This is a genomic window from Peptostreptococcus sp. MV1 (assembly GCF_000758885.1).
Taxonomy (GTDB): domain Bacteria; phylum Bacillota; class Clostridia; order Peptostreptococcales; family Peptostreptococcaceae; genus Peptostreptococcus.
The window spans coordinates 15,926-36,642 of the sequence record NZ_JRNB01000072.1 but is presented as its reverse complement, the minus strand read 5'-3'; the positions used below and the strand labels follow the sequence as shown (position 1 = coordinate 36,642).

The 20,717-nt window shown below is 28.6% G+C and carries 9 protein-coding genes; 2 read left to right on the top strand and 7 right to left on the bottom strand.

Features of this window, described 5'->3' with window-relative positions; genetic code table 11:
* The 5 genes from HMPREF1639_RS05760 to HMPREF1639_RS05740 form a co-directional block, all read right to left on the bottom strand.
* Nucleotides 1-4,358 (bottom strand): non-ribosomal peptide synthetase (locus HMPREF1639_RS05760; protein ID WP_036764339.1); only part of this gene is annotated, 4,358 nt, incomplete at its 3' end.
* A 16-nt stretch (nucleotides 4,359-4,374) separates the two neighbouring features.
* Nucleotides 4,375-5,964 (bottom strand): AMP-binding protein, encoded by a 1,590-nt coding sequence (locus tag HMPREF1639_RS05755; RefSeq protein WP_036764337.1) that lies wholly within the window; start codon nucleotides 5,962-5,964, stop codon nucleotides 4,375-4,377.
* Nucleotides 5,965-5,982: 18 nt separating this feature from the next.
* The gene (locus HMPREF1639_RS05750) at nucleotides 5,983-6,657 is read right to left on the bottom strand and encodes a 4'-phosphopantetheinyl transferase family protein (protein WP_036764335.1); all 675 of its coding nucleotides are present in this window, start codon (nucleotides 6,655-6,657) and stop codon (nucleotides 5,983-5,985) included.
* On the bottom strand, nucleotides 6,635-7,393 hold the full coding sequence (locus tag HMPREF1639_RS05745; protein WP_036764333.1) for a thioesterase II family protein: 759 nt from the start codon (nucleotides 7,391-7,393) through the stop codon (nucleotides 6,635-6,637). Before HMPREF1639_RS05745 ends, HMPREF1639_RS05750 begins: the two co-directional genes overlap by 23 nt.
* Before the next feature lie 156 nt (nucleotides 7,394-7,549).
* Nucleotides 7,550-7,921 carry a metal-dependent transcriptional regulator gene (locus HMPREF1639_RS05740; RefSeq protein WP_084572474.1) on the bottom strand — a complete coding sequence of 124 codons (372 nt, stop codon included), beginning with the start codon at nucleotides 7,919-7,921 and terminating at the stop codon, nucleotides 7,550-7,552.
* Between the two features lie 649 nt (nucleotides 7,922-8,570).
* On the opposite strand from HMPREF1639_RS05740, the gene HMPREF1639_RS05735 reads away from it, so the two are divergent.
* Complete coding sequence (locus HMPREF1639_RS05735) at nucleotides 8,571-8,939, top strand: plasmid mobilization protein (RefSeq protein ID WP_036764329.1); 369 nt, start codon at nucleotides 8,571-8,573, stop codon at nucleotides 8,937-8,939.
* Complete coding sequence (locus HMPREF1639_RS05730) at nucleotides 8,939-10,309, top strand: relaxase/mobilization nuclease domain-containing protein (RefSeq protein WP_036764328.1); 1,371 nt, start codon at nucleotides 8,939-8,941, stop codon at nucleotides 10,307-10,309. Before HMPREF1639_RS05735 ends, HMPREF1639_RS05730 begins: the two co-directional genes overlap by 1 nt.
* A 190-nt stretch (nucleotides 10,310-10,499) precedes the next feature.
* Here the strand turns inward: HMPREF1639_RS05730 and HMPREF1639_RS05725 are convergent, their stop codons facing one another.
* Nucleotides 10,500-11,642, bottom strand: a complete 1,143-nt coding sequence (locus HMPREF1639_RS05725) for a single-stranded DNA-binding protein (RefSeq protein ID WP_036764326.1) — start codon at nucleotides 11,640-11,642, stop codon at nucleotides 10,500-10,502.
* A 33-nt stretch (nucleotides 11,643-11,675) separates the two neighbouring features.
* Nucleotides 11,676-20,399 carry an SNF2-related protein gene (locus HMPREF1639_RS05720; protein ID WP_442956599.1) on the bottom strand — a complete coding sequence of 2,908 codons (8,724 nt, stop codon included), beginning with the start codon at nucleotides 20,397-20,399 and terminating at the stop codon, nucleotides 11,676-11,678.
* Nucleotides 20,400-20,717: the final 318 nt, after the last annotated feature.

The window sequence follows — 20,717 nt, the reverse complement described above, 5'->3', positions numbered from 1 at the left end:
TGATATTTTGGCAGGAAGGACAAAAAAGTGTACAAATTGATATTGCAATTTTGGTTTAAAATTTCTTTGTATATATCAATTATTTTTTTTGTAATTTCATCATACTTTTCTATTTCATTTGTATTATTAATCCTTTTTCTGACATGGATAAAATTATGGTCATCATTTCTTTCTATCAATTTTCTTAATGCTTTTCTGTCAATTTTCCCATTTTTATTTAATGGCATTTCTTCTACAATTATAAACTCAAGTGGAATCATGTATTCAGGAAGCTTGTTCTTTAAAAATTTAATTAATTCATCTTGTTCAACATCTATTTTGTTATTTTTAAGAACATATATCATACTTCCCATTTTGTTAATTTCAGTCTCATTAGATAAATACTCAATTTTATATTTACAATTTTCACTTGCATTTTTAATGTTTTTAATATTTGGAATAATTTTTCCATTTCGCTCTAACAAATCAAAATCAATAAAACCACGTTCTAGTACAGATGCACTAATTTCTGGTAATAATAATTCATCATTTATTTCAGTTCCAATCACAACGCCCATAGGAGATAATATGGTTTTTATATTACGCAACATATCTGAAATATTATGAGAACGATGTAGCGAATTATATAATATGACAATATCAAATTTTTCCGTTTTAAAATTTTCCAAATACTTACTTGAAGAATTTATTTTTATAAACTCGAAACAAGTATATTTATTTTTTATGCCTTCAAACTCATTTGAAAAATATAGCGAAGTGTCGGTATAAACATATTTTTCGATTTTATCTTCAAAGTTTGTAATTATCTCTTCTGTTAATTCGCTATTTCTTCCACCTATTTCTAAAATCTTAAGCTTTTTATTTTTGCCATCAAATACCATCTTTATAATTTCAATAAGTTCATTTATATTTTCTTTATAATTTTTCAGTTTTTTCAAAAGTCTGGAAGGACTAAGTTTAGATTCAGAAGCATAAAACACATCAATAGCTTGTTTCTTACCCTGTATAATATCTACCACATTATTTTTGAAATTATCTAGGTTGACTGTTGTGTCTAATGCTATATCTATTTTTTTAAATAAGTAAATACCATCTTCTAAACTTATCATACTATGCTCTTGCAATAATAATAGCCATCTTTTTACGAGCAATTCGTATCCTATATCTATTTCTCCAAATTTCATTATTTCATCAAAAGAATACCTTTTTCCTTGACTAATACCCAAATCCATGAAAATAGAAAATATCAAACCTAAAACCATATTATTTTCACTATTTAGATACTCATCATAATCAATGTATTCAGATTTCAGTTTATTTATTTTTTCATTACTACTTAATCTAGTTAATGTATAATCCTTACTCTCATTACTTTCAATAAATGCGACCAATTGATTATTAGTGCCTATCTTAATAACATCAACAACAGCTTTATTAATTTTAGGATTTTCAATTAAAGCATCTTCAATTTCTCCAAGTTCTATTCGATGCCCTTTAACTTTTACCTGATTATCAAGCCTTCCTAAAAATTCAATAGTTCCATCATTCCATGTTCTTCCAGCATCTCCAGTTCTATACCATTTAACTCCATCCGATTCTATAAATTTCTTTTCTGTTAATTCCTTATCTCCCCTATATCCCTTTGCAACACCAACCCCACCAATTAACAATTCTCCTTTAACATAGTTAGGACATATTCTTCCTAAACCATCAACTACTCTATAGACTTGGTTCTTTAACGCTTTTCCATATGGAATAGAAATCCAATTTTTAGGTATTTCCTTTGGAACATTGATATAATTTGACCAAATGGAAGCCTCTGTTCCTCCTCCCATTCCAACTACAAGAGAATTTTTGCTTCTGTTATAAAATCTTTTAGGTAATGTTGTTGCAATCCAGTCTCCAGAAAGAAAAACTAATCTCAATGGAATAGAAACATCTTTACCCTCTGCCATAGTTACTAGCATATCAAAAAGAATTGGCACCGAATTCCACATTGTTACTTCATATTTTTCAATAAGTTTTAACCAAAGTTCCGGATCTTTGAAATTATTATCATCTAAAGTAATGATGGTTCCTCCAGCCGATAATATTCCAAAAATATCATAAACTGATAAATCAAAATCAATTGCTGATACCATTATTACGCTATCATTGGCATTTACTTCATATCTTTCATTTAAGTCATTGATTGTATTAACAGCACTATTGTGTGCAATTTCCACACCTTTAGGAATTCCCGTCGTTCCTGATGTCATAATTACATAGGCTGTATCAAACGGACTAATATTGACAGGTTTTTCAATTATACTTTGAATAGTTGATTGATCTATATCAACAAATGTGATATCTGTATCATCTAAATTAAAATCCCTTATTGTATTTTTATTGGATAAGACATGTTTTATTCCTATCTGTTCATATATTTTCCTTCTTCTTTCGTTGGGTTGATTAATACCGATAGGAACATATGCTGCGCCGGCAAATAAAATTCCTAAAATACCAACTATTTGACTATATCCCCTTGGCAATGTTATTCCCACGTAGTCATTCTTTTTTACTCCAAAAGAAATTAAATTTGTTGCAATAATTAACGCCTTTTTGTATAAATCTCCATAAGTTAATTCAATACCGGATTGTGCATCCACAATAGCAACTTTTTCCGGGTTTACTTTAATCCTATCAAGAAATTCTGTATAGAGAGTTTGTTTAGGGTAACTCAAAGGCAAAATATTTTTTAATTCTTTTTCTCTATCTTCAATCTGATTCAACGGAAGAATTTCAGGCAATCTATACCAATTTTCATTATCACTTAATGATTGTAATAAAGTGTATAAAGAGTCGAACATATCATCAATCATTCCATCTGGATATAATTCATCAACCACATCCCAGCATAATACAATCTCATCATCTACTAAATAAGTTTGAAAATCGAGCCAAACTTGTGGAGTTTGTGATACCATATAGTTTATTTTCCCGAATATTTTTCTTGTTTCCTGAGTCTCTAAAGGATAATCTATATTACAAGCAAACACCACAGGTGCAATATTGATAGTTTTTCCAACTTCTTTATAAACATCTCTTTGTACCTGCACTCCAGAGTATGAGCTGTGAGAGGCATTTTCTAAAAATGTGCCAGATATAGTTTTCACTCTATCTAAAAATTTTTCATTCTTTCTTTCACACTCAACTAATAGAAGATTAGTAAAATCTGCAACCATTCTTTTAACACTATTATCATTTACATCTCTATTGAATAATGGTACATTGATCACAAATTTTTCTTGATTTGTCCATCTTTCAATAATCATTGAATATGCTGATAACAGAACCATTGATGGGGTAACTTTATTTTTATATGCATTTTCTTTAATCTTAATCCAGTTTTCTTTGCTAATAATTTTCTTTCTTCTTGAAAAAACCACTTTTTCAATCATTTCCGGTTTTTTGTTAATGGGTAAGTTAGGTGCCTCTAAAGGAAAACTGGATTCAATTTTTTTCTTCCAGAATTCCTTATCTTTTTTGTATATTTCGTCATCTATTTTTCGTTCCTCCAGATAATTTTTAAAAGTATAATTGCTATCTATTGAAACTTTATCTTCTCCGCAGTACAGCTCTACAAGTCTACTCATTATAATGCCTATGCTCATTATATCTGCAACTAGAATATCAATATCTAAAAATATTCTATGTTTTTTATCCTTTAGTAACGCAATGCTAAGGCTAGCTACTTCTCCAACTTCTATATCAAATTTTCTATGAGACATTTCTTTTCTCATTTCCAATAGTTTTATGTCTGCATCTTCTTCAGATAGTGAAGTATAATTAAAAATTTTAACTTCTTTTGAGTATGGTTCTTCCATAATTTGCTGAGTACCATTACGGTTAAATTTTGCTCTAAGCATTGGATTTTCCATTTGTAAACAGTTCCAAGCAGCAGTTAATTTATCTGTTACAATCTCTTGTCCATCAATTTCTAAGTATGCGTGACACCCAACACCACCTAGAACCTGATCTTCTTCTCTCCCTACAAAATAAGCATACTGTACATCCGTTAAAGGGAACTCTTCCGAAATATTCTTTTCTCTTGATTCAGTCTTTTTATCAATATTTTTAATATTTGCTTTTTCAATAAGTCTAATCCAATCTTCAAGTGTAGGATTTTCCATTAGTTTTGCAAACGATAATTTTATCCCTAATTTTTTAAGCTCTGAAACTATTTGCATGATTTGGATAGAGCCTAAACCCTTTTCAATCAAATTGTCTTTTCCTGAAGGTTTAAATCCATCTAAGTTTGCTTGTAACACTTCATCAAGAAGTCGTACTGCCTGTTGTCTAGTTTGATATGTTTCCATATTGTAGCCTCCTTATCTATTTAATCATTAGTTGTTTTAATTTACTTTTATCTACCTTTCCAACGCTTGTTAATGGCCATTGATCAACATACTGTACTTCATCCGGTAACTTAAAAGAAGCAAGTCCTCTTTCTACCAAGTAATTCCTTATATCTCTAAGTGTAAGAACAGCACTTCCCTTCAAAATAAATACACCTATTTTTTCTCCAAGCGTCTCATCGGGTATGCCAACAATTTGCACTTCTCTAATATTCTTATTTGTAAGCAAAATATTTTCCAACTCAGAAGGAACTATTTTTTCTCCAGCACGATTTATCATCTCCAACACACGACCAACAATTTTATAATTGTCTCCATATAACTTAGCGGCTCTATCTCCTGTTCTTAAAAAACATTCTTCTGTAAACTGAGTATCATTTAGTTTTGATGAATCATAATATTCCAAAATAGTATATGGTCCCCTAACTATTAGCTCTCCAAAATCTCCATCAGGAACCTCTTTCCCGTTTTCATCAACAATACGAGCTTCGTCAAACTCACTTAACTTCTTCCCTTGAGTATGTAATCTGTCATAATCATCGTCCAAAACCCTAGAGCAAGTAATCAACGACTCACTCATGCCATACAATTGCAATAATTTACAATTAAATTCTTCCTGAATCTTTTTTGCTAAGTTAGAATCAAGAACAGATCCACCTATCTGTATATACTTCAAACTGCTGATATCAGCATCATCATTTTTAAGATATTCTATACACATATTAGCTAAAGTAGGTACCAATGCCATAATGCTAACTTCCTGTTCCTCAATCAAAGGTATTATTTCATCAGGACTGGATACTCTACAAGTAACCACCTTACCACCTTTTGACAATGTCCCAATCATTCCCGGACAACAAAGTGCAAATTTATGGCTCATAGGTAAAGCTGCCAAATACACTGTATCTTCATTCATATCTGTTGCATTTGCCAGTTCTTTTGCTAAATATATAAATTCACAATGCCTATTAGGTATTAGTTTCGGAAAGCCTGTTGTTCCTCCTGACAATAAAAATATAGCAGTTTCCTTATAATCTAACTCTTTGGCAAATTTATTTTTTCTATTTTGTCTTAAAGCACATAATTTCTCATATTTCTCTGTTTCGCCAATCAAATAAACTTGTATATCTTCTTTCGTATCTTCTATAATATTAGACACCATATCTTCATATGAAAATCCTAAGTACCTGTTAATTCCAATATATGCTTTTGCATTTGTTTTATTTAAAATTCCCTTAACTTCAGAATATCTATGACCCATCAAGATAATTACAGGAATCACTCCTATACTCATCATTGCAAATAAAATTATAATGAATTCTTTACTATTAGGAAGTTGAAATAATACTTTATCTCCCTTACAGAATCCTTGATTTAAAAGTCCATTAGCATAACAATCCACTTCATCTTTAAGTTGTCTATATGTCAATTCTTCATTTTCATCTACAACTGCTACTCTATCGGCGTATGTATTTGACCACATTTTCAAATGTTCGCCAACAGTTAGATGCTCCCAAACATCTTTATCATAAAAGTTGATTAATTGTCTCTTAATCTCTAAATTCATAATATTTGCCCTACTTTTTTAATAGCATAACGCAAAAACAAATTTTTCTTTTTCAAAAATCAAAATCTCCTTTTGAATATTATTTTCTTTATCTATAACTTTCATTACATTATTATTTTTATTAATAACATCAACTGTTTCCAAATTTTGAATTAAACCGACTCCTTTATATTTTAAATAAGCTTCTTTAGAAACCCAATATTTGTAAAAGTCTTTCAAACCTAATATTTTTTCATTGTTAATAAAAAAATTATTCTTAATTTCACTATAATCTATATTTCTTTCTATATTTTCAATATCAACTCCTATATCATTTCTTGAGAAGGCTACTATTGAAAATCCTGTGGTATGTGATATATTAAAATGTAAATTCAAATGATTTCTAATATATGGTTTATTATATTTACCGTAACGCCATCTAATCTCTTCGCATTTTAGTTTCTCAATTTTAGAAAATAGCAAGTTTACTATTGCTTTTGTTACAGCATAATTAATTCTGTCACTTTCTTTTCTATACTTCCACATAATTTCAATTTGATCTTTACTTAAATATGGAATACATTCACTTATAATTCCGTAACTATTTGTCTCTACAGCAACTACTGCTATACAATCATCATGTATAAATTGAACTACCTCATTAATGTCAAATTTTGTTAGTTCTGTAATTTTAATTATTTTTAACGTTTTCATTAATATAGCTTTTTATTTCCCTTATAACCATATCAGTAGATGTATTTACAAACATATGCTTGCCATCTATATATTTATAGACGAATTCTTTTGTTGTATAATCTTGCCATTTTTTAAGTTCTTCTAATTTCATTTCTTGATCTTTATCTCCCATAAGGCCAAGTATGGGACTTTCTAATTTTTCATGTTTTGTATCTTGATAGTCTTCGTCTATTACAAAATCTGCTCTAAGTGTCGGTAAAAAAATTGAAATCAATTCTTTATTATCTAATATCTCTTTCGGGGTTCCCTCATATCTTCTTAGCCCTTCTATAAAACCTTCGTCATCAAGGTAATAGATTGGGTTTGGTTCTTTATACACTGGAGCACGTCCACCTGAAATTATTATTCCTCTTGGATTTTCATATCTTGAATTTTTGATCTTTAAGGCTATTTCATAAACTATTTTTGTTCCCATACTATGTCCAAATAAATAGTAAGGTTTTCCAAAATCAAAATTTTCTTCCATATCATTGAATAATGTTTCAACTAAAATATTAATATCACTTATAGCTTTTTCAGAAAATCTATTTTCTCTTCCTGGATATTGAGCAACAAATATCCTTACATCTTCAAATTCATATTTCCAATTTCTAAATGCAGATACTCCACCTCCTGCAAACGGAAATATAACAAGACTAGCTTTAATATTGTTTTCGTCTAATTCTTTATTTAGCATTTCAAAATTTTTTGACATAAATTCACCTTTTAATATATTTTTTGTTAGCAATAGCTAACTTTTATTCATTATATACCATTTGATAACATTTATCAATGAGTTTTTGAACTTTTTTGTAAAATAATTAAAAAAAATAGCATAAAAAACTTATTTAAAAGTTATCTATGCTATTAATTATAAGGTTTCATTAAAATGTTTTTTTAATTTTTTAAACGTTTCATCTGATATAACGTGTTCTATAAGACAAGCTTCACTTTCTGCTTGTTTAGGATTAACTCCAAGTTTAATGAATACGCTAGTAAGATACATATGTTTTTTATACATCTTTTCACAAAATTTTTTTGATTCTTCTGTTAAACGAATTATTTTATCATCTCCATAAGTTATCCTGCCTTTATTGTCAAGTTTTTTTAGCATTCTTGTAACCGTCGGTCTTTTGTAATCCAAATAGTTAGCAATGTCTATATTTCTAACCTCTTCATTTTCCAAAGATAAAATATATATGGCTTCTAAATAATTTTCTTCAGCAAATTCCCTGTGTAAAATAAATTACTCCCCCTCTTAAATTGTTATTAACTAATAATTTAATCAAATATCTTTAAATATGATAATTTAAAATATTTTTTAATATCATACATATTATTATAGTTGTAAAAGTATCTATTTCAAAGTAATTTTTTTAATTTTTTAAAATTTAAGTTATCATAAAATAGTGTATTATAGCAAAAATAGTAAAAATAGCAAAAATAGCAAGCACAGTAAGTGCATATGCACTTACTAAAAATGGAATAAGAATACTACGATTATATCGCTTATTTTTTCCATTTTACTTGTTGGGGAATATCCCCAAACCCCTAAATTTATAATAATTAAATTCATCAACTAACTCTTATAATAGCCCCAACTCAAACTTGAATATTATCTCAAAAAATGATAAAATATAAGCAATAAAAAATTAAATCAGGAGATTTCCAGACGAAATATATAGAATAAATTAAACCTGTAAGTCAAGTAATCCTACTTGAATTTACAGGTTTTTCTTTTTTATTTCGATTAATAAATTTATTAGGAAGAGGAACTTCAAGGAAGTTTACTACGAGCTCTATCTATATAATTATTATCACATAAGAAAGAGGGATTGAGAACAAAATGTAGTATTTATTATTACAACTACAATATACGAGGAGGTTAAATTATGACAAGTAGATTTAGAAATAACGGAATCTATTTAATGTTATCTGATGAGGAGTTAGAATTGCTAAATGAAAAATATAAAGCATCTAAGTGTAAAACTCTTAGGCAATTTATTATGAAATGTATTTTAGAAAAAGATATTTATGTATTAGATATGGATGTCTTTCGTGAAATGTCAACAAATATAAGTCGTACTTCAAATAATATAAATCAAATTGCTAAAAGGGTAAATACTACATCAATCATATATAAAGATGATGTAGAAGATTTAAAAAGCTTATTAGAAAATCAAGCAAAAGATATTTTCTCTATGCGTAAAAAAATATACTCTCTTACTAATTCTAATAGCATAAATACTGAGAAAGAATAATGGCAATTACTAAAATTCATCCTATAAAATCCACTTTAAAAGTAGCACTTGATTATATTATGAATAGTGATAAAACAGATGAAAAAATTCTAATTTCCTCCCTAAACTGTAACCCTATAACTGCTCATTTAGAATTTGAACAAACAAAAATAGAATGTAATTCTAAAGCAAAAGTTTTAGCAAGACATTTAATTCAATCTTTTTTTCCTGGAGAAACTACTGCTGAAGAGGCTCATCAAATAGGCATAGAACTATGCGATAAAATCTTAAAAGGAAAATATGAATATGTTCTTACTACCCATATAGATAAGGGTCATATTCACAACCATATACTATTTAATAATGTTTCTTTTGAAACTGGTAAAGCATATCAAAGTAACAAAAAAACTTACCACCAAATTAGAAATCATAGTGATGATTTATGTAGAAAATATAAGCTCTCTGTTATAGATGAAGATTATGTAAAATTTAAAGAAAAGTATAAAACCAATGGTAAATCCTACAAAGAATATATTGAATTTAATAAAGGAAAATCTTGGAAACATAAACTTCAAATTTCTATTGATCATGCTATTAATAAAGCAAATAGCTATGAGAATTTCTTAAAGCTTATGGAAGAATATGGCTATGAAATTAAACTTGGAAAATATCTTTCTTTCAGACATAAAAAACAAGGAGAAAAGGGGCGATTCATTCGTGCGAAGGAAACTACTCTTGGAAAAGATTATACAAAAGAGAAAATAAAAGAAAGAATTGAAAATAAGGCAAATGAAAATTACAAAAATAGTGAAGTATATTATGCTAAGAAATCTTATAAGAAATTTGATAATATAATAGACATAGAAAATAATGAAAATGTTAAATCTTCTAAAGGTTATGAAATATGGGCTAGAAAACATAATATGAATACTATGGCGAAGACCTTAAATCAGCTTAGAAAATACGGTCTATCATCTAGTATGGATTTGGAAACTAAACTCCAAGAAGAGGCTGTTAATAGGCAAGAAATCTTAAATAAGATTAAAGATGTTGAAAAAGTTATGAGTGAAATTTACACAGTTATTGAAGACATTAACACTATAAAAATAAATAAGGTTATTTATAAAACCTATAAAGAAAACACAAATGATAAAGATTTTTATAGTGAATATAAGCCTCAAATTATCGCATATGAAAAAGCAATAAATACTTTAGAAAAGTGTCAATATAAAAATCTAAGTATAAAAGAGTTGTCAAAATTATATGATGAATACAAAAATAAAAAAGATATTCTTATGGATGACTACGCCAACGAGAATATATTGATAAATGAATTGACCCAATTAAGAAAGAATACTGATAAGTATATTTATAATGAATTGTATAAGTAAGGATCTGGTGTATCGGATTCTCCAGTAGTTTGAAAAGTTTTGTTTAGGGGAGACTGTATAAAATTTTGTGTATCAGCCCTCCTGATAGGATGTGGCTGATATTTTTTCAATATAACCCATCATTTTACCTTAAAGACAACCAATAAAAAAAAATACAGGAGGCAGACTAAAACCTGCCCCCTATAATCTTTTACCTTTCTATGCTATTATCCTTTTTCTTCTTTTCATCCACTTTCATATTCCCTTTAGTCTTAAATTCCTTTAATTTCCCTATTGTTGATGCTTTTGCTTTAGTATGCTCTTTAGCTTTTAATAACTTTGCAGAGTATACTTTTAGACTTGTGTATTCCTTATTATCCTTTCCCATACTTTTCTTTTCTTTGCCAAATAGGTGTACAAAATCTCCTTTTTTCAAATTTTTTACTTGATTGATTTTATCATTATAGGCGTAGCAGCTGATGAATTTTGCATTTCCTTCCTTGTCATTTTCAGCAATAGAAAAGGAGGCTACTTTAAAGTCCCTCCCATCTTTTGATTTTAAATCTTTAATTTTTATATCAGTTGCTATATTTCCATCTATATTTAATGTATCCTTTTCTTTATTATCTATATCTTTTATTGCTTTATCTCCTTGTTCTTGATTAACTTCTAAGTTTTCTTTTAACTCTTCTTCGTCTATATATTCAATAAACTTTTCATCAATAAGGCCCATAACTGAATCGTTCATATAATTATCATAGGCATTATTAAGAACATTTTCATTTTCTACTCCTGTTTCAAGAGATATAATACCTTTTACAAATTCTTTATGATTATATTCTGCTAAAAAATCTATTGTATTTTTCATGATTTCAAAATTTGTATTTTCCATATTTGCTATTGTTTTTATATCACTTGCGTATCTAACAGAATTCCATTCATACTTTCCACTTTCTTTATTAAACTCTACTCCTGTGGCTAAAATAAATTGATTTCCGTCAAATAAGGTGGCTTGATTATCCTTCACATCCAATACCATAGTGTCTCCAAATTCAGTTTCAATTACATTTCCCTTTTTTATATTCATTTTTATTCCTCCATTTCTATTTTTATCTTTCTTATCTGTTAAATCTTTTATTTCTTCTTCCTTTCCATCACTAATAATAAATTGTTTTATTTCTTCAACTGTTGGATCATCAATTGTAGTCTGAATAAATTCAACTAATTTATCTTCTGAATCGGAAAAATTTTTAATTCCATATTCAACTATATTGTTGATTATTCTCTGAGTATTACCATCAAAAGAAAAATTTTCTCGAATAAATTCATTAAAGCTATATCTATCAAATTCCATATTCTTTTTCCTCTAATAATCTCATTTAAAGCTTTATCTGCCACATGGTTCACTATTATTTATTTCTTTTATATTATTATTTACTACTAAATTTCCCTTATATTCCTTTAATTTATCCATAATAGATGTTTTTTCTTTCCTTTCAAAATCTCCTATTTCCTGCACTTTACTATCTCTAAAGTCAGCATCATTTCTATCTATTATTCCATCTAAATCCATATCTTTAGATAATGGGTCATAGAAGTTGCCATAATCATCTATTTCAAGTCCCATTACTTCTCTCAGTTTTTCTTCATTTACTGATACAAGCTCACTAAAATTCCAAAAGCCAATAGATGTCTTTATCTGTACTAGCTCTTTTAAATCACTTGCATCTAAGGGATCATAGGTGTATTGAAAGCTGTCAATTAGGTTCTTATCTACATAAGTGTTCATCTTGTAATTTATTAAATCTAAACTTACTTGTATTTCATGTTTTTCATCTGGTGTAGTTGTATAAGCTATTCCTATATCTGTTAAGTCAGGAAATATAGTATCAAAGTCCTCTAACCTGTTTTCTTCATCATATTCTCTGTTAAGGAAGTCTATCAATTCTTCCTTTACTTCTTCTAGTAATGGATTATCTTGGCTTATATCTTCACTTTTTCCCATATCTAGTAAATTATTTACTTCTGCAAGTCTTAGTGTCTTATCCTTTAAAAGTTCAGCTTGTGGAAATGTCTTTTGTATTTCAATTTTGGCTGTTTGAAATTGCTCTTCTGTATCTTTTAGTTTTGAAATTGTATTTTCTAATCTTTCTGGTAATTTATCTAATACATTATCCATTCTTGTTATATTACCTATTTCATCTGTTCCAAACTCTCCTCTATATTCTCCCTTACCTTTTAATATAAAGTTATATTTATTGAAAAAAGAATCATATTTTATGGATAAATCAAAATTTCTATATTCACCTATTTTTTCTCCATCTTTATCCATTTCCCTATATATTTTAACTCCCTTAATTTTGTTCAACAAAAACTCTCCAGCTATTTTCTTATCTATATACTTCTTTCCGTCAATAATTAGAGAGGTAAATTTATTATCTTCTTTTAAATTTTTATCTACTTCTCTATAAGGCTCAACATTTTTAATATCTTCCTTTAAGTTCTCTATCCTTTCTTTTAATCTTTCTATTTCCTTTGGATAAAATTTAACTACTTTATCTTCCAGCTTGTAAAGATTTGATTTAAAATTGGACTCTAGCATTTTAAGTTTAGAAACTTCAACATCAAGGTCCATCTTCTCCTTTATTAATGGATTTCCTGTTGCAAGAGCTTTGATTTCGGCATAGTTTAATGTGGCTTCGTCTACATCTTCTGCAACTCTTACAGGAGTCTTTGACGTCATAATTTGGGAAATATATTTTTGTTTATTCTCTAAGGTTTGGAATAGGTAGGCATCAAAAGTATTTTCTGTTACATATCTAAATATATGGACTTCCTTATTCTCATTTCCCTGCCTCACAATCCTGCCTGCCCTTTGAGAAAGATCAGCAGGTCTCCATGGTATATCAAGATCGTGAATTGCAATTAGTTTTTCTTGGGCATTAGTACCTGCTCCCATTTTCTGTGTTGAACCAAGTAAGACTCTTATTTCTCCCTTTCTTACCTTATCAAAGATAGCGTCTTTTTCCATATTGTTTTTTGCCTTATGAATAAATTCTATTTCATTTTCAGGTACTCCCATATCTATAAGTTTTGTTTTAATATCATCATAGATATTAAAATCATTACTTGGTGTAGACATATCACAAAATATTAATTGAGCAGATTTTTTATCTTTATATTTATCCCAAATGCTAAATACATTTTTTATACAGGTATTCACCTTACTATTAGGATCATCAGGAAGTAAAGGATTGATTAATCTTTGATCTAATGCCATCTTCTTCCCATCATTTGTTATTAATAGCATATTATCAACACTTGAATCTACCTGCTTATCACGAACCTTATCTGCTCTCTCGGAAAAAGTTTCAAGAATTTCTTTTTGTTCTTCGGTAGGCTTTGTTTTTATAGTTTCATAATGGGCAATTGGTGTAGGAAGATTTAAAACATCAGCTGTTTTAATATCCATAAATCCTTTTACAGTATTCATAAGTTCAGGAAGATTATAAAATTTTGCAAATCTGGTTTTGCTCCTATAACCATTACCCTCAGGATTTAATTCTATTGCCGTTATTGTTTCTCCAAAAGTAGACGCCCAAGAATCGAAATGTTGCAATTTCATCTTTTTTAATTCATCATACTGTAAATATCTCTGCATGGTATAAAGTTCAGCCATACTGTTGCTTACTGGTGTACCTGTGGCAAATACTAATCCTTTATTATTAGTAATTTCATCCATATAGCGGCATTTCATAAGCATATCTGATGATTTTTGTGAATCTGTAGAAGTAATTCCTGCTACATTCCTCATTTTAGAAAATAGATAGAGGTTTTTGTATGCGTGGGCTTCATCTACAAATAACTTATCTACTCCCAGTTCCTCAAAGGTTACAACGTCATCTTTCTTATAATCAGCATTTAGTTTTTCTAACTTTGTCTCTAATTTTTTCTTTGTTTTTTCTAATTGCTTTACAGTAAATCTTTGATCCCTTTCTCTTTTATATTCATCTATATAGTCAATGATTTCATCAATTTGACCTTGCAATTCATATTCTTGTCTTTCTTTTGATATAGGAATTTTTTCAAATTGACTATGTCCTATAATCACAGCATCAAAACTTCCTGTAGCAATACGACTACAAAATCTTTTTCGTCTATCTGGTGTGAAGTCTTTTTCTGTAGCACATAATACATTAGCTCCTGGATAAAGTTCATTAAATTCTCTTCCAAATTGCTCTACGATGTGGTTAGGAACAACAAACATTGACTTATTACTCATACCAAGTCTTTTTGACTCCATGGCTATACCTATCATTTCAAAGGTTTTTCCTGCTCCTACTTCATGGGCAAGTAAAGTATTTCCACCAAACAACCCTCTTGCTATTGCATCTTTTTGATGTGCTCTTAATTCTATTTCAGGATTCATTCCTTCAAAAGTAAGATTAGTTCCATCATATTCCCTTTGTCTTATAGAATTGAATCTTTCGTTATAATCTTCTACTAATCTATTTCTTCTTTCCACATCATCAAATATCCAGCTTTTAAATTCTTCTTTTATCATCTCTTGCTTACTTCTTGCAAGCATTGTTTCTTTTTGATTAAGCACAGATTTTTTCTTTCCATCACTGTCTTCTACTTGATCAAATACCTTAGTATCTCTTAAATTTAAAGTATCTTCTATCAATTTGTATGCATTTACCCTATTTGTACCATAGGTAAAAGAAGCAAGGTCATTGTCCCTATCAGAGCTTTTTCCTTCAACTCTATATTCTCCTGTAAAGTCAGAATACTTGATATCTATATTCCACCTTGATGAAACTGGTGTTTTCAACAAATCAAACATAAATTTTTTGTAATCTTGTTCCGGTATCCATGTTGCACCCATTCTAACTGTAATCTCACTTGCATCTAGTGCTTTAGGCATTACTTCCACTAGCTTTGCTTTTTGAAAATGTAACTCTTCTAATTCTTTTTTTAAGAGTTTACTATCCTCTAGATTTTCTTCCTTTCCTAACTCTTTTTCGATGTTTTTAATATAAGAGTCTACAACTTCAATTTTATCTCTTATATTTCCTGACAAGTATTCATCAGCACTTACGTAAGGTCTTGAAAAATCTCCTAGCTCATTAGCAGACTTAAATGGATTTATATCATTAGGTTCAAAGGAATCTAAATTTAAAAATATTTCTCCCTTTAATTCTTCTATTAATTTATCTCTTGTTTTTCCTGTCAATTCTTCCATATAATCAAAATTTATTTTACCTTTTTGACTAATAGAGAGTACCAGAGCATCTATTGCCCTATCTGTATGATCTATTATTACAGCTTTTTTTATAGTTCTCTTGTTAAAGATGTCAGATTTTCCTATAAAGTTGCCTTCTTTATCTAATTTTTCCAAAGTTGAAATTAAAGAAAAATTGGCATCTTCTCTAAATAACTTTTTATTGGTTTTTGAATTTAGTCTTCCATGTTTGCTATTGAAATCATCGTAGAATTTATTTAGATTTTCTTGTTCTTTTTTTATCTCTTCATCTGAATAGTCTTCTCTTTGATAGGTTATAACTTTCCTTAGACTTTCATTTAATCTTAAATATTCTTTTACCTTATCTTTATCATTTTGGTTTAAGGATATTCTTTGCATAATTGAATTTTCTCTAAAATATATTTCATCATCCACTAAAGCAAAAGAATAGTTTTTAACACTATCATCAGCTGGTATTGTTTCTTCTCCTAAATCATCATTTATTTGAGCTTCTTCATACCTACCTTGAATATTTTTAATGGCTTTTTTTAGTCCTTCTTCTAAAGAAATATCTTTATTTTCAATACAAGCAAGGCTTGTCCCAAATCTTGACGGTATTTCTTCCATAGTCCCTATTACCATCTGAGGATTATCTACAAAGTATTTATTATATATTAGTCCTTTTGCATCTTTGTCTAGCTTTATCCAGTCTTCATCTATCTTTAATAGCCTATCTCTCTTTTTTAAAAAGATTATATCTGAAGTTACTTCTGTTCCAGCTACCCCTTTAAATGTAGTATTTGGTAGTCTTATTGCTCCTAAGAACTCTGCTCTTTCCGATATATATCTTCTAACATCTTCACTTTTTTTATCCATTGTTCCTGAAGATGTTATAAAGGCAATGATGCCTCCATCCCTAACCTTATCTAAAGTTTTAGCAAAAAAATAATCGTGAATTAGAAAGTTATTTCTTTCATACTCACGATCTGCTACTTTAAATTCTCCAAAAGGAATATTTCCTATGGCCACATCAAATAGGTTATTAGAAAAATTGGTTTCTTCAAATCCTTTTATTTGGATATTGGCATTAGGGTAAAGTTCTTTGGCAATTTGTCCACTAATGCTATCTAATTCAACTCCATAAAAGTTTGACTCTTTCATTTCTTCAGGTAGATTTCCTATAAATCTCCCTGTCCCAGCACTTGGTTCTAATATATTTCCTTTTTCAAATCCAAGATTAGAAAGACTTTCATAGATAGCGTCTATAACTACTTTCGGCGTATAAAAAGCTGTTAAGGTTGATTCTCTTGCCCTATTATATTCTTCCCCAGTTAGATTTTCTTTTAAAAAATTTCTTGCATCAAGCCATTGACCTTCCTTTTCTTCATCAAATACATCGGAAAGTCCTCCCCAGCCAATATATTTTGCCAAAATTTCCTGTTCATCTTTTCTTGCACTTCTATTTTCTTTTTCTAAAGCCTTTAAGACATTTATAGCTTCAATGTTGTTTTTTAATCTCTGTGAAGGTGGTAGGTTTTCTTCTTCATTAATAATTTTATAGTTTTCTAAAGAAACTTCATAAACCCCTTCTATATTTTCTCTATCAGTCTTTTTGTCTTTTTTAACTTCTTCTTCGTTATTATTGTCAATATCTTCAAAGCTGATTTGTTCTACTAGTTCCCCTTTATCAATAGATTGTTTTTCTTTTTCACTAGATCTATATACTTCTAAATCAAGATTTTTATAGTCATTAAAAAGAATTGTTTCACTTCCGGTAATAAAGCCATTCATTAGTCCTGTGCTATCTTCTAGTTCTATAGTTTTAGGACTTGTAGTATCGTTAATAGCAGTTATAGTGTATTCTTTTCCTTTGTATCTAACACTCATACCTTCTTTAAATGGATTTTCTTCTTGCCTTGTTCTATCATTTTCTATTTGCTGATTTAAATATCCATTTAAAAGCACTTCTCTATGTTTGTCATCAAGTAAATAAGGAAAGTTACTTAATATGTCCTTATAACTTTTATATTTTATAGCTTGATTAGAATTTAAAATATACCCATTGTATCGTAAATTTTGTTTAAGAGATTTCCCCTTAACATCTAAGATTAGCTCTACCTTATACCCTTCTTTTCCATCTATAATATTTTCTGGTTTTTTTAATAATCCATCTTCTATTTTCTTTGACAGTAGTAAGTATTCTTCATTTTGAGGATCAAAATAGTATTCTCTTTTTTCTTTGATATCCTTATCTATTAACTTGGAAAGAACTTCTTTTTTATCTCTTATTTCTTCAATTTTTGATTTTTCTTCTTGAGATAAATTTATATTAAAAGTAATTTTATTTTCTTCATTTATGTGTGCTAAATTTTGATATGCTCCATTGATTTCAAGATTTTTATTAAAAACATATATATCATTATAGTAATCTGGAAATTGCTGATTAAAGCTTTGAACATCTATATCATAGCCTTCCTCAAATTTTGTAACTTTATCATCAGTAATTTCAAATAAACCTTCCCTTTCCAATTCTAATACATCATTTAAATTTGTAAGGTTTACTTCTTTCATTTTGACAGTAATTTCATCAAACAAACTGTCTATTTTTCTGCTATCCTCAAAAGATTTCCCTTTATATAAATTGTAGATCTTTCCTTGTGAGTTTTCCTTTCTTGGATAAACTCTAATTCCTGTTTCTTCTAGTTCTATATCCTTTGTTTTCTCTTTATCTACTAAAGCATAATAATATCCTACTTTTACTGCTAATTTATCTTCTACAATCTCTTTTGTTAATTTTTCTTCTACTTCATTTCTTAATACTTCTAAAGCTTTTAAATTGCTTCCTTTAAAGGAATGTGAAAATAGTTTTAAGTCCTTATCAAAATAGGCATCATATGAATAATATGTTATTGGATTATGGTTATTATCATATCCACTGGAAATATCTTTTATTTTTAAATATTTATTATCCTCTGTTCTAACTATATCTCCCACTTTTATAGAGAGGATTTTCTTATCATCTTCTATATTGTTTTTAAGTGAATTATTTAAATATTCTCTATATCTATTTTCTATTCTAATGCCTAATTCTTTAACCTTATCTATTGACTTCATATCATCCGGAAGATTTCCCTGCTTATCGGCAACTTCTCTCATGATTTTCGCATATTCTCTTTGGAATACAGAGTTAAAACTTGCTAAAGTATTATTTCCTAAGTTTTCTCTTGCCTTTATAATTTCATTTTCTAAAACTTTATCCTTAACTAATACATCGAAAAGTATATCTTCAATTTGGTCTATGGAAATTATTTTTTCATCTATCTTATTTTCTTCTATAGTTTGATTAAGTTCTATCTGACTTTTTCCTATTTGTTCATAAAGAAATTCAAAGTCTCTTTGGTTGATCTCGTTTCCATCACCTATGTCTATCTTATAGTGATCAACTATTTTCCCATCTACTATATGGTTAAAATAGAATTTGGAATACCCCTCCCACTCATCAGTCATCTGACCATACTCATCTTCTCCTAAGGTCTTATTATGAAGTCTTATCTTTTCATCTATTTCCCTTATTTCATCTAATAGTTCTTTAGTCAGCCTTTGTCCTGCATAATCTTTTTCTATTAGACTTGAACCCTCATTAAACTCAATTATCCAATAATCATCTTTTCTATGGCTATCTAAATCAAAATCTATATTTTCTTTATTTTTATTAGTATAAAATTCCTTAAATTCTTCAAAACCATTTACTATATCATCATCTATAACTTCTTTGTTAGAATTAACTATAATATTTGGAATATCATCATATCGACTTTGACTTTCTAAAAGGTAATATTCTCTTCCTTCTATTTCTTCCTTTTCTTTAATATAAAAAGTGTCATGTATTCCCTCAAGAATAATTCCATCGTCTAACTGGTCTAATGGTATATCTAATTGTTTTTCAAAGGCTATGGAATATATTTCTTCTTTTAAAAAGTTTGGTATAAATTCATCATAAATGATAAGTTTTCCATCATCACCTATACTTGCTACAGACTGTCCTTGATAATAATATATAGAACTATTATTTGTTCTTTCTATATATACATCATTATCAGTTGGAGGCAAATCATCTTGATAATTTATATACTCCTGGCTTTCTTTTTCTGTTTTATTTATTTCCTGATCTGTTTTTTTCTCCCTATTTTCTTCAAAACTTTCTTCATCTATATATCTATTCTTTTTAATAAGGTCATTAATTCTTCTTGCAACATTAGACCAAGATAGTAGTATTTCTTTTGCATTACCTTTATTATATTTTATTCCCTTCGCATCGTGCCACTCACCACTTTCTCTTGCAGCAGATAGTGCATGAGAACTTCCACCTACGCCATATTCATTTTTCAAGAAATCTGCTTGTTCTTTTAAATCATGCTTTTCAGTAAAAAATTCATATATTCTTTTCTTTCCATCAGAAAACCCGCTTCCTCTTTTTAGGCTTTCATCTATTTCATCTTGTGTTATAAAACTCTGAATAGGTGCAATATCCTTTAAATTTGACCTATATAATTTTCTTTCTATTTCTAAATCATTGATATCATTATAGATTCTAGATAATTTATAATGATGAAATCTTAAAATATCAGGATTAATCTTATATTCTTCTAAAAATACCTCGTATTCTTTTCTGAGTTTATTTATAAAATTTTTATCTTCAAGTTTTTTCCCGAGATTTTCTTTTTCATCTGGGAAGCCTCTTCCTTTTATATCATTAAGAATCGCTAAATATCTGTCCTTAGTTTCATCAGAAAGATCTCTCTTTAAATACAATAATTTTTCTGCTATTTTTTCTCTTTCATATGTGGCACTTTCTATAACCTCCACGTTACTAGCAAATTCTCCTCTATTTAATAAATCATTAATATTATTAGCTAAATCTTTCCAAGAAACTATTTGCCCTTCTCTATATCTTGCCTCATCTCCATCTTTAAAAATTGCTCCTTCCTTTCCAAACCATGCAGATATCTTTCTTCCTTCAATTTCAAGACCATTGGCTCCCTTATATATTTCTTTCAAAAAGTTTACCTGTTCTTCTAAAGATTTACCCTTAGAAAATTCTGCTATTACTTCTAATCTTCCATCTTCATGATTTCCTCCATGAATTAAAAATGTATCTATTTCTCTTTGACTTATTGGATTTGA